This is a genomic window from Streptomyces sp. TRD_SC_5 (assembly GCF_056836825.1).
This window is the reverse complement of the sequence record NZ_JBWZZS010000001.1, coordinates 898117-924664: the sequence shown is the minus strand read 5'-3', so window position 1 is coordinate 924664 and position 26548 is coordinate 898117. Positions and strand designations below refer to the sequence as shown.

General features: G+C 71.3%; 20 protein-coding genes. 11 read left to right on the top strand and 9 right to left on the bottom strand.

Translation table 11 applies throughout. From position 1 onward, the window contains the following. Nucleotides 1–11: 11 nt before the first annotated feature. Entirely contained in the window at nucleotides 12–1034 is a 1023-nt protein-coding gene (locus tag AC1P0E_RS04310) for an SGNH/GDSL hydrolase family protein (protein WP_482740817.1), read from the top strand. After that, a complete protein-coding gene (locus AC1P0E_RS04305) occupies nucleotides 1031–4639 on the top strand; it encodes a hydantoinase B/oxoprolinase family protein (protein WP_482740816.1) in 3609 nt (1202 codons plus the stop codon). Before AC1P0E_RS04310 ends, AC1P0E_RS04305 begins: the two co-directional genes overlap by 4 nt. Nucleotides 4640–4668: 29 nt before the next feature. On the opposite strand, the gene AC1P0E_RS04300 is transcribed toward AC1P0E_RS04305, so the two are convergent. The 4 genes from AC1P0E_RS04300 to AC1P0E_RS04285 form a co-directional block, all read right to left on the bottom strand. After that, nucleotides 4669–5538 carry a 5-oxoprolinase subunit C family protein gene (locus AC1P0E_RS04300; RefSeq protein WP_482740815.1) on the bottom strand — a complete coding sequence of 290 codons (870 nt, stop codon included), beginning with the start codon at nucleotides 5536–5538 and terminating at the stop codon, nucleotides 4669–4671. Next, nucleotides 5535–6152, bottom strand: a complete 618-nt coding sequence (locus tag AC1P0E_RS04295; protein ID WP_482745645.1) for a 5-oxoprolinase subunit B family protein — start codon at nucleotides 6150–6152, stop codon at nucleotides 5535–5537. Before AC1P0E_RS04295 ends, AC1P0E_RS04300 begins: the two co-directional genes overlap by 4 nt. Before the next feature lie 5 nt (nucleotides 6153–6157). Next, nucleotides 6158–6922, bottom strand: a complete 765-nt coding sequence (locus AC1P0E_RS04290) for a LamB/YcsF family protein (RefSeq protein ID WP_482740814.1) — start codon at nucleotides 6920–6922, stop codon at nucleotides 6158–6160. Between the two features lie 88 nt (nucleotides 6923–7010). Then, nucleotides 7011–8288, bottom strand: coding sequence for an MFS transporter (locus AC1P0E_RS04285; protein ID WP_482740813.1), 1278 nt, complete (start codon nucleotides 8286–8288; stop codon nucleotides 7011–7013). Between the two features lie 176 nt (nucleotides 8289–8464). On the opposite strand from AC1P0E_RS04285, the gene AC1P0E_RS04280 reads away from it, so the two are divergent. The 5 genes from AC1P0E_RS04280 (at nucleotide 8465) to AC1P0E_RS04260 (ending at nucleotide 17324) form a co-directional block, all read left to right on the top strand. Further along, a complete protein-coding gene (locus AC1P0E_RS04280) occupies nucleotides 8465–9178 on the top strand; it encodes a GntR family transcriptional regulator (protein ID WP_482740812.1) in 714 nt (237 codons plus the stop codon). Nucleotides 9179–9270: 92 nt separating this feature from the next. Then, nucleotides 9271–10797 (top strand): hypothetical protein, encoded by a 1527-nt coding sequence (locus AC1P0E_RS04275; protein WP_482740811.1) that lies wholly within the window; start codon nucleotides 9271–9273, stop codon nucleotides 10795–10797. Further along, nucleotides 10794–10970, top strand: a complete 177-nt coding sequence (locus AC1P0E_RS04270) for a hypothetical protein (protein ID WP_482740810.1) — start codon at nucleotides 10794–10796, stop codon at nucleotides 10968–10970. Before AC1P0E_RS04275 ends, AC1P0E_RS04270 begins: the two co-directional genes overlap by 4 nt. After that, on the top strand, nucleotides 10967–11929 hold the full coding sequence (locus tag AC1P0E_RS04265; RefSeq protein WP_482740809.1) for a hypothetical protein: 963 nt from the start codon (nucleotides 10967–10969) through the stop codon (nucleotides 11927–11929). The genes AC1P0E_RS04270 and AC1P0E_RS04265 overlap by 4 nt, the downstream gene beginning before the upstream one ends. Before the next feature lie 100 nt (nucleotides 11930–12029). Continuing rightward, a complete protein-coding gene (locus AC1P0E_RS04260) occupies nucleotides 12030–17324 on the top strand; it encodes a hypothetical protein (protein WP_482740808.1) in 5295 nt (1764 codons plus the stop codon). A gap of 99 nt (nucleotides 17325–17423) precedes the next feature. On the opposite strand, the gene AC1P0E_RS04255 is transcribed toward AC1P0E_RS04260, so the two are convergent. After that, a complete protein-coding gene (locus AC1P0E_RS04255; protein WP_482740807.1) occupies nucleotides 17424–17909 on the bottom strand; it encodes a hypothetical protein in 486 nt (161 codons plus the stop codon). Between the two features lie 429 nt (nucleotides 17910–18338). On the opposite strand from AC1P0E_RS04255, the gene AC1P0E_RS04250 reads away from it, so the two are divergent. The 4 genes from AC1P0E_RS04250 to AC1P0E_RS04235 are packed head-to-tail and all read left to right on the top strand — an operon-like array spanning nucleotide 18339 to nucleotide 22476. Further along, the gene (locus AC1P0E_RS04250) at nucleotides 18339–21044 is read left to right on the top strand and encodes a sensor histidine kinase (RefSeq protein WP_482740806.1); all 2706 of its coding nucleotides are present in this window, start codon (nucleotides 18339–18341) and stop codon (nucleotides 21042–21044) included. Further along, complete coding sequence (locus tag AC1P0E_RS04245) at nucleotides 21041–21481, top strand: roadblock/LC7 domain-containing protein (RefSeq protein ID WP_482740805.1); 441 nt, start codon at nucleotides 21041–21043, stop codon at nucleotides 21479–21481. The genes AC1P0E_RS04250 and AC1P0E_RS04245 overlap by 4 nt, the downstream gene beginning before the upstream one ends. Nucleotides 21482–21491: 10 nt before the next feature. Continuing rightward, on the top strand, nucleotides 21492–21890 hold the full coding sequence (locus AC1P0E_RS04240) for a DUF742 domain-containing protein (protein ID WP_093801939.1): 399 nt from the start codon (nucleotides 21492–21494) through the stop codon (nucleotides 21888–21890). Continuing rightward, a complete protein-coding gene (locus AC1P0E_RS04235) occupies nucleotides 21871–22476 on the top strand; it encodes a GTP-binding protein (protein ID WP_482740804.1) in 606 nt (201 codons plus the stop codon). Before AC1P0E_RS04240 ends, AC1P0E_RS04235 begins: the two co-directional genes overlap by 20 nt. An 87-nt stretch (nucleotides 22477–22563) precedes the next feature. On the opposite strand, the gene glpK is transcribed toward AC1P0E_RS04235, so the two are convergent. From glpK to AC1P0E_RS04215, 4 genes are all read right to left on the bottom strand, one after another. After that, nucleotides 22564–24096 (bottom strand): glycerol kinase GlpK, encoded by a 1533-nt coding sequence (gene glpK, locus AC1P0E_RS04230; protein WP_482740803.1) that lies wholly within the window; start codon nucleotides 24094–24096, stop codon nucleotides 22564–22566. Nucleotides 24097–24172: 76 nt separating this feature from the next. Then, on the bottom strand, nucleotides 24173–24898 hold the full coding sequence (locus AC1P0E_RS04225) for an MIP/aquaporin family protein (protein ID WP_482740802.1): 726 nt from the start codon (nucleotides 24896–24898) through the stop codon (nucleotides 24173–24175). A gap of 320 nt (nucleotides 24899–25218) precedes the next feature. Further along, a complete protein-coding gene (locus AC1P0E_RS04220; RefSeq protein ID WP_482740801.1) occupies nucleotides 25219–25566 on the bottom strand; it encodes an Mpo1-like protein in 348 nt (115 codons plus the stop codon). Between the two features lie 131 nt (nucleotides 25567–25697). Continuing rightward, a complete protein-coding gene (locus tag AC1P0E_RS04215; RefSeq protein WP_482740800.1) occupies nucleotides 25698–26504 on the bottom strand; it encodes a M15 family metallopeptidase in 807 nt (268 codons plus the stop codon). Nucleotides 26505–26548 lie beyond the last annotated feature (44 nt).

Here is a 26548-nt window from a genome sequence, read left to right as displayed (position 1 = left end):
CCTGGAAGCCCATGCCGGCTGCGCCGAAGTCACGCCCGCCACGGCCGTGCCTTTCAGGGCCCCGGTTACTGGAGGCCCCCCAGCCCGCCCCGCACGAGGTCCGGGGCCTAGCCCCGGTTACGGGAAGGGGCGGGCTGGGGACAGTTCCCGCCGGACACGGCCCGGCCCGGCCCCGGGGCCGGGCCGGGCGGTTCGCGGCGCTGGGGGACTCGCTCACCGAGGGCGTCGGCGACCCCGTGGGCGAAGGGTGGCGCGGCTGGGCCGCACTGCTGGCCGGGGGACTCGCGGCGTGCGGGGAAGCGGCCGATTTCCGCAACTTCGCCACGAGCGGGGCGCTCACCCGGGATGTCGCGGAGCGCCAGGCCCCACGCGCCCTCGCCTTCGCGCCCGACATCGCGTCAGTCGTCGTCGGCGTCAACGACACCCTTCGCCGCACGTTCGACATCCATGACCTCACCGTCCGGCTGGACGCGGTCTTCGCCGCCCTGACCACCGGCGGCACCGTACTGCTGACAGCCTGCCTGCCGGACCCCGGCACCAGGCTCGGCCTGCCGGCTCCCCTCGCCCGTCCACTGGCCCGCAGACAGCGCGCCGTCAACGCCGTGGTGCACGCCCTGTCCGCGCGCTACGGCGCCGTACACCTGCACGTCGCCGCGGGGCACTGGGTGGCGGACCGGGGCCTCTGGAGCGCGGACAGGCTGCACCCGGGGGAGCGCGGTCACCGGGTGATCGCCGCCCGTTTTCACGCGCTGCTCGCCGCCGAAGGGCTCGCGACGGGCGCGCCGCCGGGGCACGAACCCGAGCAGCCCCCGCCCACCCGTGCGGCCGCTCTCGTGTGGCTCCTGACAGCGGGCACCGGCTGGCTCGCGCGTCGTTCCACGGACCTGCTGCCGCAACTCCTGGGCCTGGCGGCGGCGGAGGTGGGGCACGGGGCACGCGGCCCCAGCGCGCGGCTCGATCTGCGTGCCTCCCAGGCGCTGTCGGCCGCGCTCGCCGCCGTATCGGCCCCGCCCCTTGCCAGAATGGGGGAATGAGCGGGCGCTGGGAATTCTGGATCGACCGTGGCGGCACCTTCACCGATGTGGTGGGCCGACGGCCCGACGGGCGGCTCGTCACCCGCAAACTGCTCTCGCACAACCCGGAGCGCTACCGGGACGCGGCCGTCGCCGGGATCCGGCTGATGCTGGAACTCGGGGCCGACGAGCCGGTCCCCGCCGACCGGATCAGCGCTGTCAAGATGGGCACGACGGTCGCCACTAACGCGCTCCTGGAACGGCGCGGGGAGCCGACCGTACTGGTCATCACCGAGGGCTTCAGGGACGCACTGCGCATCGCCTACCAGAACCGTCCCCGGCTCTTCGACCGCCACATCGTCCTGCCCGAGGCGGTGTACGAGCGCGTCGTCGAGGTCCCGGAGCGGATCGACGCCCACGGAGCGACCGTACGGCCGCTCGACCTCGCGGCCGTCACCGAGAAACTGCGCGCCGCGCGGGAAGACGGCTTGCGCAGCGCCGCTGTCGTGCTGATGCACGGCTACCGTCATCCGGCGCACGAGTCCGCCGTCGCCGCCACGGCGCGTGAGCTCGGGTTCACCCAGGTGAGCTGCTCGCACGAGGTCAGTCCGCTGATCAAGCTGGTGCCGCGCGGCGACACGACCGTCGTGGACGCGTACCTCTCGCCGATCCTTCGCCGGTACGTCGACGAGGTCGCCGAGGAACTGCGAGGCGTCCGCCTGATGTTCATGCAGTCCAACGGCGGGCACCGCGAGGCGGCGCACTTCCGCGGCAAGGACGCCGTGCTTTCCGGCCCGGCGGGAGGCGTCGTCGGAATGGCCCGTACCTCGGAACAGGCCGGATTCGAGCGCGTCATCGGCTTCGACATGGGTGGCACATCCACCGACGTGTCGCACTACGCCGGCGCGTTCGAAAGGGACTTCGGCACCCAGGTCGCGGGTGTTCGCATGCGCGCTCCGATGATGAACATCCACACCGTCGCTGCGGGCGGTGGCTCCGTGCTGCACTTCGACGGCCGGCGCTACCGGGTCGGTCCCGACTCGGCGGGCGCTGTTCCCGGGCCTGCCTGTTACCGGCGCGGTGGTCCCCTCACGGTCACCGACGCCAATGTGATGCTCGGACGCGTCCAGCCGGACCACTTCCCTTCGGTCTTCGGACCGCACGGCGACCAGCCGTTGGACGCCGGGACAGTGCACCTGGGGTTCGCGCGGCTCGCCGACGAAGTCGCCGAAGCGACCGGAGTGCGACGCAGCCCGGAGGAGGTCGCGTCGGGCTTCCTCGACATCGCTGTGCTCAACATGGCGAACGCCGTCAAGAAGATCTCCGTACAGCGCGGTCACGACATCACGCGTTACGCCCTCACCAGCTTCGGTGGCGCCGGCGGACAGCACGCGTGCGCCGTGGCCGACGCGCTGGGCGTCAACACGGTGATCGTGCCGCCGCTGGCCGGTGTGCTCTCGGCGTACGGCATCGGGCTGGCCGACGCCACCGCCATGCGCGAACAGTCGGTCGAGGCGGAACTCGACGAGCGGACGCTCGGGCGCGTACGCGAACTGTGCGACCGACTGTCCGGACGTACTCGTGCGGAGCTGCGCGCAGACGGCGTCGCTGACGCGGCGATCAGCACGCACGCGCGCGTGCTGATCCGTTACGCAGGTACGGACGCGAGCCTGCCGGTGGCACTGGGCAGCGTCCCGGACATGACCGCGGCCTTCGAAGCGGACCACCGCGCGCGGTACGCGTTCACCATGGACAAGCCACTGGTCGTCGAAGCCGTCTCGGTCGAGGCGGTGGGCACGGCGGGACCGAACGTTCCCGGGAACGTCACGGAAGGACGCTCGCGCACGGGAACGTCGGCTCCCCGTGCGACGGTACGGATGTTCACCGAGGGCCGGAGACAGGACACCCCGTTGTACCGGCGCGACGACCTGCGGCCCATGGACACCGTCGAAGGACCCGCCGTCATCGCCGAGGACGACGCCACCACCGTGGTCGACCCGGGCTGGCAGGCGGCCACCGGAGAACGGGGGCATCTGCTGCTCACGCGCGTGCGCCCGCGCCCCGGCAGGACGGCGGTCGGTACGGACGTGGACCCCGTCATGCTGGAGGTGTTCAACAACCTCTTCATGGCCATCGCCGAGCAGATGGGCGTACGCCTCGAAAACACCGCCCACTCCGTCAACATCAAGGAGCGGCTCGACTTCTCCTGCGCGCTGTTCGACGCGGACGGCAATCTGATCGCCAACGCGCCGCACATCCCCGTACACCTCGGTTCGATGGGCGAGTCCATCAAGGAAGTGCTGCGGCGCAACGAGGGCACCATGCGTCCCGGCGACGTGTACGCGATCAACGACCCGTACCACGGTGGCACGCACCTGCCGGACGTCACCGTGGTGACACCGGTGTTCGACGCCGATGGCGGGTCGTTGCGCTTCCTCGTGGCCTCGCGCGGGCACCATGCCGAGATCGGCGGCATCACCCCCGGTTCGATGCCTGCCTTCAGCCGTACGGTGCACGAAGAGGGCGTCCTTTTCGACAACTGGCTTCTCGTGAGGGACGGCAGGATGCGCGAGGACGAGACGCGCGAACTGCTGAGGACCGCCGCGTATCCGTCGCGCGATCCGGACACCAACGTTGCCGACCTGCGCGCGCAGATCGCCGCGAACGAGAAGGGCATCGCCGAACTGGGCCGGATCGTCGGCGAGTTCGGTATCGGTGTGGTCCAGGCCTACATGCAGCACGTACAGGACAACGCCGAGGAATCCGTGCGCCGTATCGTCGCCGGACTGCGGGACGGCGAGTACCGCTACGAGACGGACAACGGAGCCGTGATCCGCGTCGCCCTGCGGGTGGACCGAGAGGCACGCCGTGCGGTCCTGGACTTCACCGGCACGGCGCCCCAGCAGGCCGGGAACTTCAACGCCCCCAAGTCGGTGGTCACGGCGGCCGTTCTGTACGTCTTCAGGACACTCGTCGCCGACGAGATCCCTCTCAACAGCGGCTGTCTCGAACCGCTGGAGGTGCGGGTCCCCGACGGCTCGATGCTCGCGCCCGTCTTTCCGGCGGCGACCGTGGCCGGCAACGTCGAGACCTCGCAGGCCGTGACCGGCGCACTGTACGCCGCGCTCGGCGTCCAGGCGGAGGGCTCGGGAACCATGAACAACCTCACCTTCGGCAACGACCGCGTGCAGTACTACGAGACCGTGGCGAGCGGCTCGGGTGCGGGCGACGGATTCGACGGGGCCGACGCGGTGCAGACCCATATGACCAACTCGCGTCTCACCGACCCCGAGGTGCTCGAGTGGCGTTACCCGGTGCGTCTGGAGAGCTTTTCCGTACGCCAGGGCAGCGGGGGAGAGGGCCGGTGGCGGGGCGGCTGCGGAGTGGTACGCAGGATCCGGTTCCTGGAGCCAATGACGGTGGCGCTGCTGTCCGGTCACCGCCGTGTCCCGCCCTACGGCATGGCGGGCGGCGGGCCGGGGGCGACCGGCAGCAACCTCGTCGAGCGCGCCGACGGCACGGTGACGCGGCTGGAGGGCTGTGACACGGCCGAGGTCGGGCCGGGGGACGTCCTGGAGATCCGTACGCCGGGCGGGGGCGGATACGGCGCCTCTGAGGGCTCCTGAGGGCCCCCTGAGGCTCCTATGGCGGTCCCTCAGCGCCGTCCCGCGGGGACGAACCGGATGGGCGTACCAGGCGCTGCCTGCGCTGCCGCGGCCAGATCCCCCTCCCTGACGACCGCGATCACCGGATAGCCGCCCGTGGTGGGGTGATCCGCCAGGAAGATCACAGGGCGCCCGTCCGGCGGCACCTGCACTGAGCCGAGAACCATGCCCTCACTGGGCAGTTCGCCGTGTACGGCGCGTTCCAGAGGCGGACCGTCCGTGCGCAGCCCGATGCGATTGCTCGCGGAGGAGACCCGGTAGACAGCCGTGGCCAGGGTGCGCTGTGCCTGTGCGGTGAACCAGTCCGCACGTGGCCCGGGACCGGCCTGCAGCACCAGCTCGCGCGGGGGGCCCTGCCGGGGCACGGCATCGGCGTACACCGGTGAACCCGATTCGCCGCCCAGCGGCAGCACCGCCCCGTCGGTCAGGGGAGCGGGCCCCAGTCCCGACAGGAGGTCGGTGGAGCGGCTGCCCAGCACGGGCTCGCAGGCGATCCCGCCGGCGAACGCGAGGTAGCTCCGTACGCCGCCCGCCACCGGTCCCGCCTCCAGTACCTCTCCCGCGGCCACGCGCACCGGTGCGCCCCAGGCGGCGGGACGTCCGTCCACGGTGACCCGGCACGGCGCACCGGTGACGGCCACGGTGACCGCGCAACGCGGCCGCACCGCACAACCGTTCAGAGTCGTCTCCAGGACGGCCGCCTCCACCGGATTGCCCACCAGTCGGTTCGCGAGATCGCTCGCCGGCCGGTCCAGCGCGCCCGAGCGCGGCACCCCCAGATGCGCGTGACCCGGCCGCCCCCGGTCCTGTACGGACGTCAGGGCGCCGGCTCGCACCACCGCGAAAGCCCGGTCCGTCACAACTCCTCCGGTACGAAGCGCACCCGCGCGCCGGGCGTGAGCAGCGCGGCGGGCACGCGCGCGTGGTCCCACAGCACGGCCCGCGTCGAGCCGATGAGCTGCCAACCACCCGGGGACGAGCGCGGATACACCCCCGTGTACTCGCCGGCCAGTGCGACGGCGCCCGCCGGTACCGCCGTACGCGGCGTGGCCCTGCGCGGTACGGCGTACCGCTCCGCGAGACCGGTCAGATAGCCGAACCCGGGCGCGAACCCGCAGAACGCCACCCGGAACGCGGTCGCCGAGTGGATCCGGCCCACCTCGTCCCGCGGTACGCCCCACAGCTCGGCCACCGCCGCGAGATCGGGACCGTCGTAACGCACCGGAATCTCGATCGCGCTCCGGACACCGGACGCGAGCGGCGGAATCTCCCAGCGGGCCAGCTGTCTCGCGAGGTGCGCGGGATCGTCGAGGCCGTCGAGCAGCACGGTGCGCGCGGCGGGGACGATCTCCCGCACGGCGGGAAGCGTGCCGTCCGCGCGGCGCCGCGACAGCTCGGCGTGCAGTGCCTCCGCTTCCTCACCGCTGCCGAGTTCGACCAGCAGGGCGCGGTCACCGACCGGCAGCACCTTCATGGTGCTCATACGAAGGCCTCCACACGGACGCCTGCCGCCTCCAGACGTTCCCGTACGCGGCGGGCCAGACCGACGGCGCCCGGAGTGTCCCCGTGCAGGCACAGCGAGCGTGCCCGTACGCCGACGGGGCGGCCGCAGTGCGAGGTGACGACGCCGAACCGGGCCATGGAGACGGAGCGTTCAACGACCGTTCCCGGGTCCGTGACGATGGCGTTCTCCTGTCCGCGCGGAACGAGCGTCCCTTCCGCCGTGTACGCGCGGTCCGCGAACGCCTCGGCGACGACCGGCAGCCCGGCTTTCGCGGCGATGTCGAGGAACCGCGATCCGGGCAGTCCCAGGACCGGCCGGGCGCCGCCCGCGAGCAGCACTCCGTCAACAACGGCGGCGGCCTGTTCTTCGTCGTGAACCACACGGTTGTAGAGCGCGCCGTGCGGCTTGACGTACGAGACGGACGAACCAGCCGCTCGCGCGAACACTTCCAGTGCGCCTATCTGGTAGGCGACTTCGGCGGCGAGTTCGTCCGAAGGGACGTCCATCGAGCGCCGCCCGAAGCCGGCCAGATCGCGGTACGACACCTGGGCGCCGATCCGCACCCCGCGCTCGGCCGCGAGGTCGCAGACGCGGCGCATGGTCGCCGCGTCGCCGGCGTGGAAGCCGCAGGCGACGTTGGCACTGGTGACGACGGACAGGAGCTGCTCGTCGTCGGTCAGCTGCCAGCGTCCGAAGCCCTCGCCGAGGTCGGCGTTGAGATCGATCGAAACCGAGGTCATGTACGGATCAGTCTCCTGGTCAGGCCACGCGGAACGCGCACTTCCCCCGGGCTCTTGCACATCGTCCTCCTGGGGGCCGTCGTGACGTTCACTGGAGCTCCTTTCCGCGCGTCTCGGGAAGGCCGAACAGCGCCAGTACGGCGAGCCCGTAACCGACCGCACCGAAGATCAGAGCGCCCCCGACTCCCCAGCTTCCGGCCAGGAAGCCGACGAGGGTCGGGAAGAACGCCCCCACAGCACGGCCCGTGTTGTACGTGAACCCCTGACCGGTCCCGCGAACGGCCGTCGGATAGAGCTCACTGAGGAACGAACCGAAGCCGCTGAAGATGGCGGACATGCAGAACCCCAGTGGGAAGCCCAGGACGAGCACCACGTTGTTAGCCCCGGCGGGGATGTTGGTGTAGGCGAGGATGCAGGCGGCCGAGAAGAACGCGAACAGTGCGATGTTCTTCTTGCGGCCCAGTTTGTCGGTGAGATAGCCGCCGGTGAGGTAGCCGATGAAGGCACCCGAGATGAGGAACGTCAGGTAGCCGCCGGTGCCGACGACGGTCAGCCCCCGCTCGGTCTTGAGGTAGGTGGGCACCCAGGTCGCGAGCGTGTAGTAGCCGCCCTGGACACCGGTGGAGAGCAGCACACCGAAGAGCGTCGTGCGCAGCAGGTCCTTCTTGAAGATCGCCGTGAAGGAGCCCTTGTTGCTGCTCGCGAGACGCCTTTCCGTCGCTTCCGGTGCGTCGCTGACGTGGCGGCGTACCCAGATCACCAGAAGCGCGGGCAGCGCGCCGGTCCAGAACATCACGCGCCAGGCCGTGTCCGGGTCCAGGTACTGGAAGACCACCGTGTAGACGATGACCGCGAGCGCCCAGCCGACTGCCCAGGAACTCTGGATCGCCCCGAGCGTACGGCCGCGGTGCTTCGCGGAGGAGTACTCGGCGACCAGGATCGCTCCGACTGCCCACTCGCCGCCGAAACCGAGCCCCTGGAGCGCGCGGAAGACCAGCAGCGTCTCGTAGTTGGGCGCGAACCCGCACAGGACGGTGAACAGCGCATAGGTGATCACCGTGATCATCAGCGCCTTCACGCGGCCTATGCGGTCGGCGGCGATGCCGGCGATGGCGCCGCCGATCGCGGACACCACCAGCGTGACGGTCGTGAGCAGGCCGGTCTGTCCGGTGCTGAGGCTGAAGTACGCGGAGATCGCGACCATGCTCAGCGGCAGCGTGAAGAAGTCGTAGGAGTCGAGAGCGTATCCGCCGAACGCACCGCCGAAGGCGCGGCGGCCGCGCGGGCCGAGGGCGCGCAGCCAGGCGAACGCACCGTTGTCGCCGGGGAGTTCGTCCTGCTTCGGCTGTGCCTGGGTGGTGCTCATCTGCACCTCGCAGAAGGGGAGGAGGGAGGAGTGCGCTGGAGATCGTGCGGTGACGTCAAGGTAGGGGATTGTTGAACGATCCGACAAGAGTCATGTCGGCTCGTTCTTGCTTCTACGATGGACACCGCGCACCCGGCGATCGCGGCCGGTGCGGAGAGCCGAGGGAGACAGGCGCTGTGAGGACGACGGAGTCCGAGGCCGGCGGGCTGGCCGACGACCGCCCGCTGCTGGGCCGCACCAGCACGGCGGAGCGGGTCGCGGACATCCTCCGCACCCGCATCGCCGAGGGCTACTTCCCACCCGGGGAACGCCTCTCGGAGGACAGCATCGGCAAGGCGCTCGGCGTCTCACGCAACACACTGCGCGAGGCGTTCCGGCTGCTGACCCACGAGCGGCTGCTCGTCCACCAGCTCAACCGCGGAGTGTTCGTCCGCGTCCTCGCCGTAGAGGACGTTGAGGATATTTACCGCATAAGGCAGCTGATCGAATGCGCCGTCGTCCGCGGGCTGGGCGACCCGCCCTTTTCGCTCGACGGCCTGGACAAGGCCGTGAGCGACGGCGAGCGGGCGGCCGGCCGACGTGAGTGGAAGGGCGTATCGACCGCCAACATCCACTTCCACCGCGAACTCGTCGCCCTCGCCGCGAGCCCGCGCACCGACGAGCTGATGCGCAGCGTCCTTGCCGAACTGCGCCTCGCCTTCCATGTGGTGGCCGATCCGCGCCGGCTGCACGAGCCCTATCTCGTACGGAACCGGCAGATTCTGGAATGCCTGCGGGCGGGCGACAGCGCGGCCGGTGAACGGCTGCTCGCCGACTACCTCGACGACTCGCGCACGCAGCTCGCCGAGGTGTACGCACGCCACATCGAGACCGGCGACTGGGGGGCATGAGGGCTGCCGGTCCCGTTGGCCCGAGGGCCTGTGCGAGGGGTCGCTTCTGCGCCGTTTCGACCGTTGTCAGTGCGAGGACCTAATCTGTCCACGTGACTTCGCCTGCATCGACGGAATACGTTCCGCCCCAGCTCAGCGCGGGGCCGCGGCCCGCGCAGGGCCCGGCCGCCGACGAGGGGCTCGCGCGGCGGCTCCGCGCGCTCGCCTGCACGGCGCCGCTGCACGATCTCGACGTACGCAAGGCCAATCTCGCGGGCGAGTACTCGGTCTACGCCATGGCGGAGGTCGCCCTCGCGGCGATCGACCTCGTCACCCTCAACATGGACTTCGACACGGGCGCCGACCACGAGCAGATAGTGGCCAGGCTCCTCCCTCGCGTCGCCGCCCAGGCCCCGCACCGCCCGCCCGCCGAGCACGAGCGCGTCGCCCGCTGGGTCCTGGAGAACCTGATCAACGTCGGAAGCGTGGACCGCGGCTTCCGTGCGGTTTACGGCACATTCGGCCCCGACGGTGCATATGTGCGCAGGGACTACGACTTCAAGCTCATCGAGGAGGTCCCCGGACACGGCGGCAGCGTCTACCTGCGTACCACCGACGAGGCGGTCAACGTCCTGGTCGGCGCTCTCGACACGGATGTCACCAGCGCGCAGATCGCCGCCGAGGTCAAGCTCGAAGTGCTGATCAGCCGTGGCCGGCTCGCCGACGCCCAGCTCGCCGCCGAGCAGGCCCGCTACCGGACCGTGCAGTACGCCGAGACGCTCCGCAGGACACTGGAGGCGACCCGGCGCAATGTGCGCGCCGTCGACTGGCTCAACTCGGTGCCGGACATGATCGCCGAGGCGCTCGACCACGTCGCCGACCGGTACCGGCACGAGAACGCGATCCTCACCAACATCCGCAAGGCACGGGACGAAGCCGAGGAGCCGGAGCACAAGCGGCGCGCGGCCGAGCTCGTCGACATCGTCAAGGACTGCATCCGCAGGCACACGCAGCTGCAGTCGCGGCTGCTGGACGCCGGACCGCTGTTCCGCGCCGAACAGGACCGTCAGGCCTTCGCCACGCCCACGGCGCGGGCCGGGCTCGACCTGTACGGCCAGCTGGTCGCGCCGCTGCTGCCCCTGCCGGTCGAGCAGGCGATCCGCGTCACCGACGCCTTCTTCGCGCAGGGCGCGGGGCTGCGCACGCCCGTGTCCGTCCGCGTCGGGGACCTTGTCGACATACTGCTGACCCCGTCGGTGGAGCGTGAGCATCTGGGCGCGGAGATGCCGGAGCCCGACCTGATCGCCACTCCCGACGACAGCCGGTTCAGTGAGGAGCAGCTGGCGAACGCGATGGAACTGCTGGACCTGCCGCACGACGCGCCGCGCAGGCTGTCCGGACTGCTCGCCGATGCGCGGCGGCGCGACTCCGATCTCCCGTATCTGGTCGCGCTGCTGGCCATCCACGCGGCGAGCCCGCCCGTCGGCACGGCCTACCGGCAGGGCGAGAAGCGGCTGCTTTTCGCCGTGGACGACGGCACCGAGCTCGACGACCCGGAGTTCGGCGGCGCCGACCTGATAGTGGGCACGGCTCTGCTGGACGCGGCCGGGATGACCGCGGACCGGGCGGAGGCGGCATGACCACGAGACACGTCACCGTCACCGGCACCGTCTCTGGCAGGTCTGATACGGCGCGGCCTTCGGCCGGTGACCACAGTGCTGTCGCCGCACTTGCCGGCGCATCTGTGCCGGGGGCCGCCATCCCACCCGTACCCGAAACCGAGACTTTCCGTACCGAGGAGCAGCAGTCGTGAGCGACCACCGCGCAGAGCACGCCGACGCGTGGAGCGAGCGGCCCGTTGGCGAGGGAGCAGTCGCGGCCACTGCGGCGGACTCCGGCGAGGCGTCGGCGGCCGCTCCCCCCTCCACCCCTCAGGGCGCCGTCACGCCTGCGGTCACGCCCGCCGACGCGGCCGACGCCGCGCGGCTCGTGTCCTTCGGGCTCCAGCCCAAGCTGCTGCCGGCCCGCGACATGGAGTACGCCGACCTCCTCCGCCGCTACCGCGAAGAGCCCGCCTTCGCGCGACTCGCCGATGCCGTCGCGACCGGGCTCGGTCTCGTCGTCCTCGAAGTCTCCACGCGCGCCGGCATGGCGGTCTCCGCCGGAGAGGACTCCGTCTTCGCCGTACGCATGGGCGACTACGCCCGGCGCGCCTCCGCGGACTCCGCCGACCGGTTCCTGCACGGCCTCGCCCACCTCGCCGTCGCCGCGCTGGCCTTCCCCCGCCCCGAAGACCTGGCCGACGACGGGTACATCGGCCGCATAACGGTCAACGGCGTCGACGCCTTCGTGCGCCAGGCCTGCCGCCGTCTGGAGGAGCGCGCCGACGAGCAGGGCGAGAACACCGATCCGGCCACCGAGGCCCCCGGTCTCGAAGCGGCCTGGCGGATCTACGCCCGGCGCAGCGCGACCGGCGCCACCAAGGACGCGCGGCGGCTGGCCGGTTCGACCACCGGCATCGTCGGCAAGGCTGTCGCCTTCCTTACCGACTCCGGGTTCCTGCAGCGCACGGGCGACGACGCGGGAGGGGCGTACCGCACCACCGCCCGCTACCAGTTGCAGGTCCGCGACATGGCAGGCAGCGCCGCCATGGCCGAGCTGCTGGAACTGGGCATCGTGCCGGTGACCGACGGCAGCGCGACGCTCGTGGCGCCTTCCGAAGCCGACGACCTGGAACTGACCGCCGAGGCCGGCCTGCCCTTCCACGCCTGACCCCCGGCCCGCCGGCTGCCGAAGACCTCGGCCGACCAGCCGCCCCACACCAGCCGCCCCACACCTGCCGCTTCACGACTTACGACGAGAGTCCGCCGCCATGTACGAGTTGTCCCGGATTCGCCTCTACTCCATCGGGCCCGCCGGTGCGCGCTACGCCGACACCGTGCTTGACCTGCGCGGAGTCGGCAAGCCCGTGCCCAACCCCGCGCCCGCCCAGGCGGAGTTCTTCGAGGACGAGCCGGTCGGCCCGCCGCGCAGGCCCGCGCCGGCCGGCGTGCTCTTCCTGGAGAACGGCGGCGGCAAGTCCGTCCTGCTCAAGCTGATCTTCTCGGTGATGCTGCCGGGCCACCGCAACACACTCGGTGGCGCGAGTTCCGGCGTACTGCGCAAGTTCCTGCTCGCCGACGACTGCGGCCACGTGGCGCTCGAATGGCAGCACACGCTCACCGGTGAATGTGTGGTCGTCGGCAAGGTGAGCGAGTGGCGCGGGCGGCAGGTGTCCAACGACCCGCGCAAGTTCGCCGAGGCCTGGTACTCCTTCCGCCCCGGCCCCGGGCTCAGCCTCGACTCGCTGCCGGTCGCCGAGTCCACCGCCGTGCGTGCGTACGGCGAGGGCGTTTCCGGCGCGCAGGGCCGTCGCCGCACCATGAAGGGCTTCCGCGACGCGGTCACCGACGCGGGCAAGGCCTACCCGCACCTCGACATCCACTGGGAAGAGATCCACGACCGCTGGAACGAGCACCTCGGCGACCTCGGCCTCGACCCTGAACTCTTCCGCTACCAGCGCGAGATGAACGCCGACGAGGGCGAGGCCGCCGGCCTCTTCGCGGTCAAGAAGGACTCGGACTTCACCGACCTGCTGCTGCGCGCCGTCACCGACACCAGGGACACCGACGGCCTCGCCGACCTCGTCCACGGCTTCGGCAACAAGCTCGGCCGCCGGGCCGAGCTCACCGCCGAGCGGGACTTCACGGCGGGCTCCGTCGATCTGCTCGGCCGCATCGTCGACGCCGCCGAGACGCGCGTGCGCGCCCGCGATGTCCACGCGAATGCCGAGCGCAGGACCCGTACGCTCGCCCGCAGGCTCTCCGCCCGAGCCGGTGAGGAACGCGGCCGCACCGCCGAGCTCGCCCAACAGGTCACCGCTACCGCGCACACCGTTACCGAAGCCGAGCAGGCACGCAGCCGCAGCTCCCTGATCGCCAGCGAACTCGCCTACCGACACGCCTCGCTGGCCCTGACCGCCGCCGAGAAGGCGGCAGGCGCGCAGCGCCGCGAGCTCGCCGACGCCCGAACGCTGCACGCCGCCTGGCAGGCCGCCGAGGCCGTACTGCGCCACCGCGCCGCCGCCGACCGCGCCGCGCGCGTGGCCGTGGCCATCCGGGAGGCGGAGCGGGACGCCGCGCCGGCGCTGGCCGCCCGTGCCACGGCCGCAGGTGAGCTCGTACGGGCGCTGCACGCGGCAGCCGAGGACGGCGAGCGCGTCGCCGCCGAGGAGGAGGAGCGCTCGGCAACCCTCCAGGAGTCGGGCGAGGCGGCCCACCGAGATGCCACCACGGCCGCGACCCAGGCGCAGCGGGCCCGCAGCGAGGCCGGCCACCTGCGCCAGCGCCTCTCCGAGGTCGAACAGGAAACGGCGGAGGCGGTACGCGCCGGCTGGCTCGACGACACGGCCCCGGACGCCGACCCGGCGCGCGCGGCACTGGCCGCGACCGACGCGGAGAAGACGGCGGTCGCCGCCTGGGACGCGGCGCGCGAAGCCGCCCGTGGGACGGCCGACCGGGCGAAGGAGGCCGCCGGCACCGAGGCCCGCGCCGAACTGGCGGCGGCCCGCGCGGCGGACGCCGCGCAGAGTGCGGAGCACGCGTACGAAGCGGAGCGCCGCGCGGCTGAATCGCTGGCAGGGGAGGACCGCCTGGCGGAACTGCTCAGCCTGCCGTCGGTGCTGCCGGCCACCGCCGCCTCCGTACCGCAGCCTCGCCGTGGCGCGGCCGCGCCGGACGGCGGGTCCACGGGGGGAGCCGTCGCCGCCGACGGCCGCCCGGCGCGCCAAGGCGTGCACGCCGCCATCGTGGACTTGGCGGAGGGCACCGCAGCGGCGCGGGCCGACGGCGACGCCGGGGACCGCCCGGCGGACGACCGGCCGCTGGGCGGATCCGCCGCTGCGAGCGGTACCGGCGGCAGTGACGCAGCCGGTCAGGGCAGCGCGGCCGACACCTCGGGCACGCGTACGGGCAAGGGCGCAGCCATGGGTATTGCCCATGCGGGGGTCCCGGGGCAGAGCGACGCGGCCGACGGCCCGGAGACCGGCACGCAAGCGGGCACCGGCACGCCAGCGCACACCAGCGCCGACATGCGCCCGGGCACCCACACGCAGACCAGCCCTGACACGCATGCGAGCGCCGACACACGCTCCGGCACGGACACACGCCCCGGCACGGACACGCGCTCCGGCACGGACACGCGCCCACGCACGGACATGCGCCCCGGCACAGAAACCCGCCCCGGCACAGAAGCACACCCCGCCACAAGCACCGCCGGCCACAGCCCCGTCGCCCAGCGGGATTCCGCCGTCCGCCCCGGCGCCGCCAGCCGCGCGGACGCCCCCGGGCGCCCCGGCGCGTCCGCGCACCCGGCCCGCGCCCCCCGGCGTACCGCCGATGGGCCCCTCACCGTCGAGGAGCTGGACCGCAACGCCGAGGACCTCCTCGTCCTCCTCGACCAGGGCATCACATCCTCCGAGCGGCAGCTCTTCGAGCTGCGTACCGCCGCCGCCGACGACGCGCGCATCCTCGGCGCGCTCGGTGACGGAGGCCTGCTTCCCCCCGGCCCCGACGTCCTGGCCACCGTCGAGTTCCTCGGCGAGCACGGCATTCCCGCCCTCCCCGGCTGGCGTTACCTCGCGCAGGCCGTCGACCCGGCAGACCACGCCGCCGTGCTCGCCGCCCGGCCCGAGCTCGTCGACGGCGTCGTCATCACCGACCCCGACGCGCACGTCAGGGCCCGCGAAGCCCTGGCCGGCGCCGCGCTGTTGCCCCGCTCGGCCGTCGCAGTCGGCACCGCCGCCGCGCTGCTGGCGCCCGTACCGGCACCCGGAGACACCCCGTCCGACCGCGCCGACGTCTTCCTCGTACCGCCGAACCCGGCCATGCACGACGAGCACGCGGCCGACGAGGAGCGTCAAGCGCTGCGCGCCAGGGCGACCGCCCGGGACGAGGAGATCCGCCGGCTCGCCGCCCGGCTGACCGGCGACCGTACGCTCGCCGCCCGCCTCGGTTCCTGGCGCGCCGACTGCCCGCCCGGCATGCTCGTCGAACTGGCCGAGGCGGCCAGGACGGCAGGCGAGTCGGCCGAGGCGGCCGAAGCCGTGCTCGCCGAGGCACGTACGGCCCGCGCCGAGGCCGACGAGGCAGCGGCCGACGCCGCCCGCATCAGGGACGAGCGCCAGGACGCCGCCCAGCGCGCCCGCCGCGTCGCCGATGCCCTCGCGGGCCTCGCGTACCGCCTGCGAGAACGCGCCGGGTGGCTGGTCCAGGTACGTGAACTGACCGAGGAGGCCGCGGAGTCGGAGGCCAGGGCCACAGTGTGCCTGGAGCGCGCCAAGGCGGCCGACGAGGACCGCCGCGCCGCCCAGCGCGCCGCCGACGACGCCCACAGGACCGCACGCACCCTGCGCGCCGAGCGGGCTGAGATCGCGGGCGCGCCCGAGAGGCTGCCGGAGCCGGACCAGAACGCACCGCGCGTCGCGCTGCCCGCGCTGCGCGAGGCGTACCGCGCCGCGTCCCAGCTGTACGAGAAGGTCGGCGTCGGCGCCGACCTGCGCTCCGAACAAGCCAGGGCGGAGAGCGACGAGAGCGCCGCTCTCGCCGAGCTCAACCGGCTCAGCAACAAAGTCCGCACGAGGGCCGCTCTGATGCTGGAGGGCACGGACGGAGCCGACGGGCCGTCCCGCCAGGCCGCCGTAGCCCGCGCCGAATCGCTCGTACAGATGCTGGAGTCGCGGGCGTCCGCCGCGAGCGAGCAGCTCGGACGGCTGCGCGGCGAGGCCGAGCGCCTCGCCCCCGAGGACGGCGCGGCGCACACGGAGCTCCCTGACGAGCTCGTGCCCGCCGACGCGGAGCACGCTCAGACCCTCCTGCGCACCGCCACCTCCGAACTCGCTTCCCGCACCGACGCGCTGGACTCCGCCCGCGCCGCCCACGCCGAGCTGCTGCGGGCACACCGCGCGGCCGAGGACGCGGCGGGCGGTTTCGACGAGACGTCGGCGCTGCTGCGCGACCTTCTCAGGGACCACCACCAGGACGACGAGGCAGCGGAGGAGCCCGATCCGTATCCGGGCAGCCTGGAGGAGGCGCGGCAGTCCGCCGCCGAGTCCCGCCGCTTGCTGCGCGGGTGCGCGGCCGACCTGTCCGCCGCTGAGGCATCGGTGCGCGAGGCGAGCGACGTGCTCGTACGGCATGCCAACTCCACACGGTACGAGCAGGTACGCACCCCCGCGCGCCAGCAGATCCGTGAGCTGCCGGCCGCCTCGCTGCCCGAGCACGCGGCGGCGTGGGCGGCGGCGTTCGAGCCCCGGCTGCGTGTGCTTACCGACGAGCTGGCGCAGCTGGAGCGCAACCGCGACAGCATCGTCGACCGGCTCCGGGGCCTCGTGGAGTCGGCGCTGGCGACGCTCCGCTCGGCCCAGCGCCTCTCCCAGCTGCCGGAAGGGCTCGGGGAGTGGTCCGGGCAGGAGTTCCTGCGGATCCGCTTCGAGGAGCCGGACCAGGCGACGCTTGTCGAGCGGCTCGGTGAGGTTATCGACGAGGCGACCAGCACCGCCGTCAAGAAGAACTCCGACCTGCGCAGGGACGGAATGTCACTGCTCCTGCGGGGTGTTCAGGCCGCGCTCCAGCCGAAGGGCATCTCGGTCGAGATTCTCAAACCGGACGCCGTACTGCGCGCCGAGCGAGTGCCGGTGGGGCAGATGGGCGACGTCTTCTCGGGCGGCCAGCTGCTTACGGCCGCGATCGCGCTGTACTGCACGATGGCCGCGCTGCGCAGCAACGACCGGGGACGGGACAAGCACCGGCACGCGGGCACGCTGTTCCTCGACAACCCGATCGGCCGTGCCAACGCCACGTATCTGCTGGAGCTCCAGCGGGCGGTGTCCGACGCACTCGGTGTACAGCTGCTCTATACGACCGGACTGTTCGACACGACCGCGCTCGCCGAGTTCCCGCTGGTCATCCGGCTGCGCAACGACGCCGACCTCCGGGCGGGGCTGAAGTACATCAGCGTGGAAGAGCACTTGCGGCCGGGACTGCCCCAACAGGACCCGGACGGCGAGACGGTGCACGGCGAGATCACGGCCACACGGATGTTCAAGCGCACGCCGGCGTCACCCGAGTAACGCGGCGAACGCCTGCGCGGAGCGGGCGGGGCGGAGCGGGCGCGAGGCGCACTCCCTCCCGCGCCTCGGCTCCGCGCCCCGGGTCGCGGCCCCCCGGGCCTAGGCCTGGGAGAGCCGCCCCGTGCCCCGTCGGGCCCGCTCCTCCTGTTGCCGCGTCCGGACGGACCTGCGGGCCACCCGGCGCGCCTTCCGCCGCTCACGGCGCAGTTGACGCGCCGTACTGCTCGGAACGGACACCACGCCATTGCGCTGGTTCCACACCTGTCGGGTGACCCATACGTCCAGCACGCCCCAGGTGGCGACCACCGTGCTGCCCACGCTGCTCAGGACCATCGGGAAGGCGAGCCAGGACCCCGCGAGGGTGCATAGGTAGGCCACCATCGCCTGAATCATCGTCAGCGACGTGATGATGACGGCCCGGACGGCGGCGGTACGCACCGGATCCGGCAACCGTGGTCGTACCGCTGGCTCGTCGACCCACAATTGCCGCTGAGCCCCAGCCGTCTCGAATTCCCGTGAACCCTCTGCACCTTCGTACGTCACGGGCGCCGCGGACGTCGTCGTACGGCGCTCTTCCGTATCCATCGAACCTTCACTCCCCACCACCGCCTGGCGTGCCCCTCAACTCGGGCGCGGAACATCTGCCTTCACGAGTGGCTGCCCGCCTTGCGCCCTTTTACGCTGTTCCCCGTGTGCCGAATGTGACCGCGTACGGCTTCATCCGCTCCGCTCCCCGCTACAAGCAGGACGAATGGCCGACTTCGAAGATTCCCGCGGAACGAAGAATTCCAGCCATCTGCCCCGATTGGGTGACGGGTGCAAACGCAGGTGTCCTTTGCCACAGTGGCGCCTACCAACTCCCCGAATTCCATGACAACTCATGATCAACGCACCTTGGCGCGGCCGAAAATCGTCCGGACGTCTCTTCGAGTTGCGCGAGTGACAGTAGTAGGCTCACGCCGTTTATTGACGGAACACCACCCCCGCCCGGCGGGGGTCGAGCTGGGGGAGGCCATGCGCTTTCGCGGGAAGTCCATCCGCAGGAAGATCGTGGCGTTGCTGCTGGTGCCGCTCGTGTCCCTCACCTCGCTGTGGGGATTCGCCACCGTGATCACCGGCCGCGAGGCCAACCAGCTGCTGGACGTCGCCTACATCGTCGAGCAGGTGGGCTACCCCATCGACGACACGGTTCAGGTCATCCAGCGGGAGCGCCGACAGACACTGATCTATCTGGCCGATCCCCGCGCCTCCGACGCGCTCACCACTCTCCGCCGGGAACGCGCGGCCACCGACGAGTCCGTCGCGAGGATCAAGGCACGCGCACAGGACCCCGGCGTACGCGACGACCTGCGCCCCCCGGCGGCGAAGCGCCTGGCTTCCCTCCTCGAAGCGTTCGAAGGCATCGAAACGCTGCGCAGCTCGGTCGAGAACAGCACCGTCACCAGACGCCAGGCTCTCGACCGCTACAACCGGCTCATCGACCCCTGCTACTCCTTCTTCACCACCCTCCACGCCCTCGAAGACGTGGAGATGGACAAGCAGGGGCGCGCCCTCGTCGGCCTCACCCGCGCCCGCGAGATGCTCTCCCGGGAGGACGGGCTCGTCGCATCCGGCCTCGTCGCCGGCCAGTTCGAGGCTCCCGAGCTCCGCGAGATCTCGGCCCTCGCCGCGAACCGCAAGCTGCTGTACGACGTCAACCTCGAACTCCTCCCCACTTCCGAGCGCGACGCCTTCGCGGACTACTGGGACAGCCCGGCCACCGAGCCGCTGCGTACCGCCGAGGAAAGCCTCATCACCGCGGGCGCCACCAAGAGCCCGCGCGGCGTCACCGCCAAGAGCTGGAACGAGGCCGCTACCGGCGTGCTCGACCACCTCGCCCGAGAGGGCAAGGAGGCGGACGGCCGATACCAGGACAGCGTCGAGCCCGTCGCCTTCGGCGTCCTCGTCAAGGCGGGCGCGGCCGGCGTGCTCGGCTTCCTCGCCCTGATCGTCTCGCTCTTCCTGTCCGTACGGATCGGCCGCAGCCTCATCCGCGACCTCTCCCGCCTCCGCAAGGAGGCCCACGAGGTCTCCGGTGTCCGGCTGCCCAGCGTCATGCGCAGGCTCGCCGCCGGCGAGGAGGTCGATGTGGAGACCGAGGCTCCCCGTCTGGAGTACGACAAGAACGAGATCGGCCAGGTCGGCCAGGCCCTGAACACCCTTCAGCGCGCCGCCGTCGAATCGGCCGTCAAGCAGGCAGAAATGCGCCGCGGCGTCTCCGAGGTCTTCGTCAACCTGGCGCGCCGAAACCAGGTCCTGCTCCACCGCCAGCTCACGCTCCTCGACACCATGGAACGTCGCACCGAGGACACCGACGAGCTCGCCGACCTGTTCCGCCTCGACCACCTGACCACGCGTATGCGCCGTCACGCGGAGGGCCTGGTCATCCTCTCCGGCGCGGCCCCGTCCCGGCAGTGGCGCAAGCCCGTCCAGCTGATGGATGTCGTACGGGCGGCCGTCGCCGAGGTCGAGGACTACGAGCGCATCGAGGTACGCCGCCTGGCGCGCATCGGCGTCGGCGGCCCGGCGGTCGCCGACGTCACCCACCTGATCGCCGAACTCCTGGAGAACGCGACGGTGTTCTCGCCCCCGCACACCGCCGTGCACGTGCACGGCGAGCGGGTCGCCAACGGCTTCACCCTCGAAATCCACGACCGAGGCCTCGGCATGACACCCGAAGCTCTCCTCGACGCCAATCTGCGGCTCGCCGAAACCCCGGAGTTCGAGCTGTCGGACACCGACCGGCTCGGCCTGTTCGTGGTCAGCCGGCTCGCCCAGCGCCAGAACGTCCGCGTCTCGCTCCAGCAGTCGCCGTACGGCGGAACCACCGCGGTCGTCTTCATCCCGGCCGCTCTGCTCACGGACGCGCCCGAAACGGACGGCACCGGCTTCCGGCTCGACCGTAAGCATGCCGCCGGGGAGCGGGGCACCTCAGCGGCGGGGGAGAGCGGACGCCGCAAGTCCCTTACGACGGTCTCGCGTCTGCCCGCGGAACTTGCCGCTCAGGCGGTGCTGGACGGCCCCGTCGAACTCGAACCGCCGCTGGGCTCACTGGGCCTCGAAGAGGCCTCGCTCGGCGGTGTCCGCGACATCCCCGACATCGACGACCTGGAGAGCGAGCGCGGCGGACTGTTCCGGGCCCGCGACCGTTCCCGGGAACGCTCCAGAGACCGTTCCCGGGAAGCCGCCGGTGAGCAACACCAGCAGGCGTCCGACTACGTTCCCGAGAGCGGCGAAAGCGTACGACCCGGCGGGCCCGTTCCGCTGCCCCGCCGTAACGCGCCGACCCTGGTGGCCGACAACGGCCGCCGCGTCAGCGGCCGCGGGCGCACTCCCACCGATCCCGCGGCATCTTCCGAAGCAGCACGCACAGCACACGCACCCGCGCGGGAACCCGCCCCCGCGGCCGAGGCTTCCGGCCTCCCGCCGGGCGGACTGCCCCGCCGTGTCCGCCAGGCCAATCTCGCCCCGCAGCTGCGCGAAGCCACCACCGGCCGCACCGAACCCGCGAACGACGTACCGGCCACCGAGCAGGAGGCCCGGCGTGAGGCGGAGGAAGTACGCAACCGCATGGCCTCGCTCCAACGCGGCTGGCAGCGCGGCCGGCGGCAGAACGCCGAGGACGAGCCGGGGCCCGGCGGGACAGCACCAGGAACCACACCAGAGAGGGACGGTCGATGACCGCACCGAACGCCACAGCACACGACACCACGGACCGGGGCTCCGGGGAGCTCAACTGGCTCCTCGACGAGCTGGTCGACCGCGTCGGCAGCATCCGTAAGGCCCTGGTGCTCTCCAGCGACGGGCTTCCCACCGGCACGTCCAGGGACCTGACGCGCGAGGACGGTGAACACCTCGCCGCCGTCGCCTCCGGCTTCCACAGCCTCGCCAAGGGCGTGGGCCGCCACTTCGACGCGGGCCGCGTGCGGCAGACCGTCGTGGAACTGGACGACGCCTTCCTGTTCGTCACTGCGGCGGGCGACGGCAGCTGCCTCGCCGTGCTGTCGGACTCCGACTCCGATGTCGGACAGGTGGCGTACGAGATGACGCTGATGGTCAAGCGGGTCGGCGTCCACCTGACGACCGCGCCCCGCTCCGGTCTGCCCGCCGGAGGGTGAGTGGGCTGAGATGAGCGAAGCAGGCCAGCAGGGATCGCCGCACTGGTTCGACGACGACGCGGGCCCCGTAGTACGCCCGTACGCGATGACGCGTGGCCGTACGAGCAGTGCGAGCCGGCACCGGCTCGACCTGATCGCGCTGGTCGTTCCCGAACCGGCGGCCGACGATCCCGGACGCGACCAGACGCTCGCTCCCGAGCACGTCGAAATCGTCGAACTGTGCAGTGAGACGCCGCAGTCGATCGCCGAGCTCGCGGCGGGCCTCGACCTCCCCGTAGGGGTGGTCAGAGTGCTCGTCGGCGACCTCGTCGAGGACGAGCTGGTACACGTGACCCGACCCGTACCTCCGGCCGAGCTGCCGGACGAGAGCATCCTTCGCGAGGTAATCAATGGTCTTCGGGCGCTCTAGCCGCAAGAAGCGACTGGTCGAACCGGTGACGCTCAAAATCCTCGTCGCGGGCGGCTTCGGCGTGGGCAAGACCACCCTGGTGGGCGCCGTCAGCGAGATCAGGCCGCTGCGCACCGAGGAGGCGCTCACCGAGGCGGGGCGCCCCGTCGACAGCACAGACGGCGTCGAGAGCAAGAACACCACCACCGTGGCCATGGACTTCGGGCGGATCACGCTCCGCGAGGACCTGGTGCTCTACCTCTTCGGTACGCCCGGCCAGGACCGGTTCTGGTTCCTGTGGGACGAGCTGGCACAGGGGGCACTGGGCGCGGTCGTGCTCGCCGACACCCGGCGCCTGGAGGACTGCTTCGCCGGCATCGACTACTTCGAGCGCCGGGGCATCCCTTTCGCCGTTGCGGTCAACTGCTTCGAAGGCGCCGACCGCTATCCGGTGGAGACCGTACGCGCGGCACTCGACCTCGACGACGGCGTGCCCCTGTTGCTGTGCGACGCGCGTGACCGCGAGACCGTCAAGGGAGTGCTCATAGCGGTGGTCGAGCACGCCCTGGCCCGCTCCGCGGACCGGCGCCAGGCGGCGGCCAACTGAGCGTTCCCTGGAGCGACGGCCGAGCGGCCCGTACCCCCACCGACAGGGGTACGGGCCGCGGTCATGGGGCCCCCGGGGCACGCTCCCTCAGCCCTGGCCGCCTTCCTCGTCCCAGCCGAAGCTCCGCTCCACGGCCTTGCGCCAGTTGTGGTACTCCCGGTCGCGCTCCTGCGCCTCCATCCGCGGTGTCCATTCGACGTCCCGCTGCCAGTGCGACTTCAGCTCGTCCAGGTCCGACCACACGCCGGTTGCCAGCCCGGCGGCGTACGCCGCGCCCAGACACGTCGTCTCGGAGACTTTCGGTCGTATGACAGGAACGCCCAGGACGTCGGCCTGGTGCTGCATCAGCAGGTTGTTCTTCGTCATGCCGCCGTCCACCTTGAGCGTGGTGATGGCCACGCCCGAGTCCTGGTACATCGCGTCGACGACTTCCCTGGTCTGCCAGCTGGTCGCCTCCAGAACCGCCCGCGCCAGATGCGCCTTGGTGACGTACCGGGTGAGCCCGGTGATCACACCACGGGCGTCGGAACGCCAGTAGGGCGCGTACAGCCCGGAGAAGGCCGGCACGATGTACGCCCCGCCGTTGTCGTCGACGCTTCCCGCGAGCGTCTCAATCTCGTCCGCGGAACGGATGATCCCGAGCTGGTCCCTGAACCACTGGACCAGCGCCCCCGTAATCGCGATCGACCCCTCCAGGCAGTAGACCGGCGCCTCACTGCCGATCTTGTAGCCCATGGTGGTGAGCAGGCCGTTCTTCGAGGGAACCGGTCGGCTACCGGTGTTGAGGAGCAGGAAACTGCCTGTCCCGTACGTGTTCTTCGCCGTGCCCACGTCATAACAGGCCTGCCCGAACACGGCGGCCTGCTGGTCGCCGAGGGCGGAGGCCACCGGCACACCCGAGAGCTGCCCGACAGCCGTCCCGTACACCTCGGCCGACGACCTGATCTCCGGCAGCACAGCCTCCGGAACGTTCATCGCGGAGAGGATCGCCGGGTCCCACTGGAGCGTCCGCAGGTTCATCAGCATGGTGCGGCCCGCGTTCGTCACATCCGTGACGTGTACGCCGCCCTCCGTGCCGCCCGTGAGGTTCCAGATGAGCCACGAGTCGATGGTCCCGAAGGCGATCTCGCCCCGCTCCGCGCGGTTGCGCAGCCCGGGAACGTTGTCGAGCAGCCAGGCCGCCTTGGGGCCGGAGAAGTAGCTGGCGAGCGGCAGCCCGGTCGCCTCCCTGAAGCGGTCCTGGCCGTCCGTGCCGCCCAGCTCGTTGCAGAGGGCGGCGGTGCGCGTGTCCTGCCAGACGATCGCGTTGTGCACCGGCTTGCCCGTCGCCCGGTCCCACAGCACTGTCGTCTCGCGCTGGTTGGTGATACCCAGAGCGCTGAGCTGCCCGGCGCGCAGACCGGCCTTCGCGAGCGCGCCCGCGACCACGGCCTGCACCTTGGACCAGATCTCCGTCGCGTCGTGCTCCACCCACCCCGGCTTGGGGAAGATCTGGCGGTGCTCACGCTGGTCGACTGCGACGATCGCACCGCTGTGGTTGAAGATGATGCAGCGGCTGGAGGTGGTGCCCTGGTCGATGGCGGCGACGTACTTCTCGGCTTGCCCCGCTTGTTCCGTCATGACGTCCCCTCGTCCGAACTCGGCTGAAAGCGCTCAGTGTTCAGCGCGCGGTGTTTCAGTGCGCGGTGCTCAGTGCTCAGAAGGCCGCGTTGTAGATCAGGCCCGACAGGGCTCCGCCGATCAGCGGCCCCGCGACCGGCACCCATGCGTAACCCCAGTCGGACGTCCCCTTGTTCGGAATCGGCAGTGCGGCGTGGACGATGCGCGGCCCCAGATCGCGGGCCGGGTTGATCGCGTACCCGGTGGGCCCGCCGAGCGAGAGACCGATGCCGACAACCAGGAGGGCCACGATCAGCACCTGCGTACCGGACTCACCGAGCCCCTTCGTCATGCCGAACGCGAGGACAGGCAGCACCAGGCCGATTGTCGCGATGATCTCGGTGACGAGGTTGGCGACGGGGCTGCGGATCTCCGGGATGGTGGAAAAGATGCCCAGCGTCGGAAGTGCCGTTTCCTTGTCTCTGTTGGCCGCGAACTGCGCGTAGTACACGAGATACGCCAGTACGGCCCCGAGCATCGCGCCGGCCATCTGACCGAGGACGTAGACCCAGACCTGGCCCCATTCGCCGGTGTCGACGGCGATGCCGATGGTCACCGCAGGGTTGAGATGACCGCCGGACAGCGGGGCGGCGGTATACGCCCCTGCCAGCACGGCCATGCCCCATCCGAAGGAGATGACTACCCACCCCGAGGCCTTCGCCTTCGAGTGGTTGAGGGTGACTGCGGCGCACACACCGGCGCCGAAGAGGATCAGGATCCCGGTGCCGATGACCTCACCGACGAAGACGTCCCCGTTGCTCATGGCGGCTCCTAGGCCCTCGCCCGGGACCGGAGCCCCGGTTCTGAAGTGCAGGGGTGCGTTTCCATGGCTGCTGCGCCGGAGGCAGGAGGTCCCCGTTCCCCGCCCGGCATCCGATACGAGCATGCCGAGCCGGCGGAATCGCCCGTGGGGGAGGCCCCTGAACCGCGACAGGGCGGACCCGGCAGCAGAGATCCCCGCGCCCCCGGGAGCCGTCGTACGGCGACGCCGACTGACAACGGGAAGTGTTCACCGGTGGTGATGGAGCGTCAAGGTCATGGACAGCAACCGCTGGCCGGGACCACCGCGGCACGGAACCGCGGTCAGCGGTTCTCCGCGAGCCATTTGCTGGCGGTCTCCGCCAGCTCCCGGTCGCGGCCGGCCAGCATCATCCGGATCATCTGTACGTCCCCGCGCAGTGACCATGCGGGGTGCCCGAAGGTGGCGGGATTGTTCTTCTCGATCAGGAAGTGCGCGGGCCAGGCGGCGCCGTACCCGATGAGCGGCAATGCTGCGACGTACCGCTTCCGGCCGCGCGCCAGGCCGTACACACTGACCGCGAGCCCAGTGAGAGTGCCCGTGAGGTGTATCCACCGGGTCGCGGCCCTGGAGTGCATCGCGACGTAGTAGGGCCAGAAATCTTCGTACGAATCGAAAGTCGGCTGCTCCATACGCGCACGGTAATGGCTCGGGGGAGAACCGGATACGGCGGGAACGCGTCCGAAGAGAAGGAACCGGACGGGCGGCCGGGACTTACGGGGGGCCCCGGCCGCCCGTCCCTTTCACGGGCCCTGAGAACGCGTCAGTGCCCGGCGACCGACCGGCGGGCGACGGGGAAGTCGAAGTACGTGTCAGGGAAGGGCTCGGGCTTGTACGTGAAGTGCCACCACTCCTCGGCGAGATTCACGAAACCGAGCTCAGCGAGCAGCCCCTTCAGCAGCAGCCGGTTCGCGCGCTGGGTGCCCTGGATACGAGGGTCCTCCGTGTGGGACAGCGTGTCGAAGCAGTCATAGCCGGTCCCCATGTCGACTGAATTGTCAGGGAACCGCTCATTCTTGGGCGCGTAGCAAGCTGCGAGCTGTTCCCCGGGGGTGTACGGCCTGGTGGGCTTCGCGGGAAGCCTCACGATCGCCAGGTCAACAGTGCTGCCCCGGCTGTGCCCCGACTTCTCCGCGATGTAACCGTCGGCGAACAACCGCGACTTGTCGACTTGCGGATAGAACTCCGCCTTCATCGCCTCGTCGTCGAGGTCCTTCGCCCACCGTACGAAGTGGTCCACGGCTCGCTGCGGCCGATAGCAGTCGTACACCTTGAGCGAATAGCCGCGCCGCAGCAGCTTCGTCTGCGCCTCGTGCAGGGCGTTCGCCGCGGGCCTGGTGAGGATGCAGACCGGCTGGCGGTAGCCGTCCACAGGAGCGCCCACGAAATTGTGCGCGGTGGTGTAGCGCATCTCCTGAATGATCGTCGGGTCCACGGACCGCAGGGACACGAATTCCCTGGGGGCCTTCGGTTCGGGCTTCGCCTGCGCCGTGGGGGAGGCGGCTGTGACGGCGAGCAGGGTGACGGCTGCGGTGGCCAGGACGCGCAGTGCGGAGGCGAGTCGTGTCATGGACCCTCCATCTATCAGGTCAACGGCCTGTGGGGGAAGGCTGA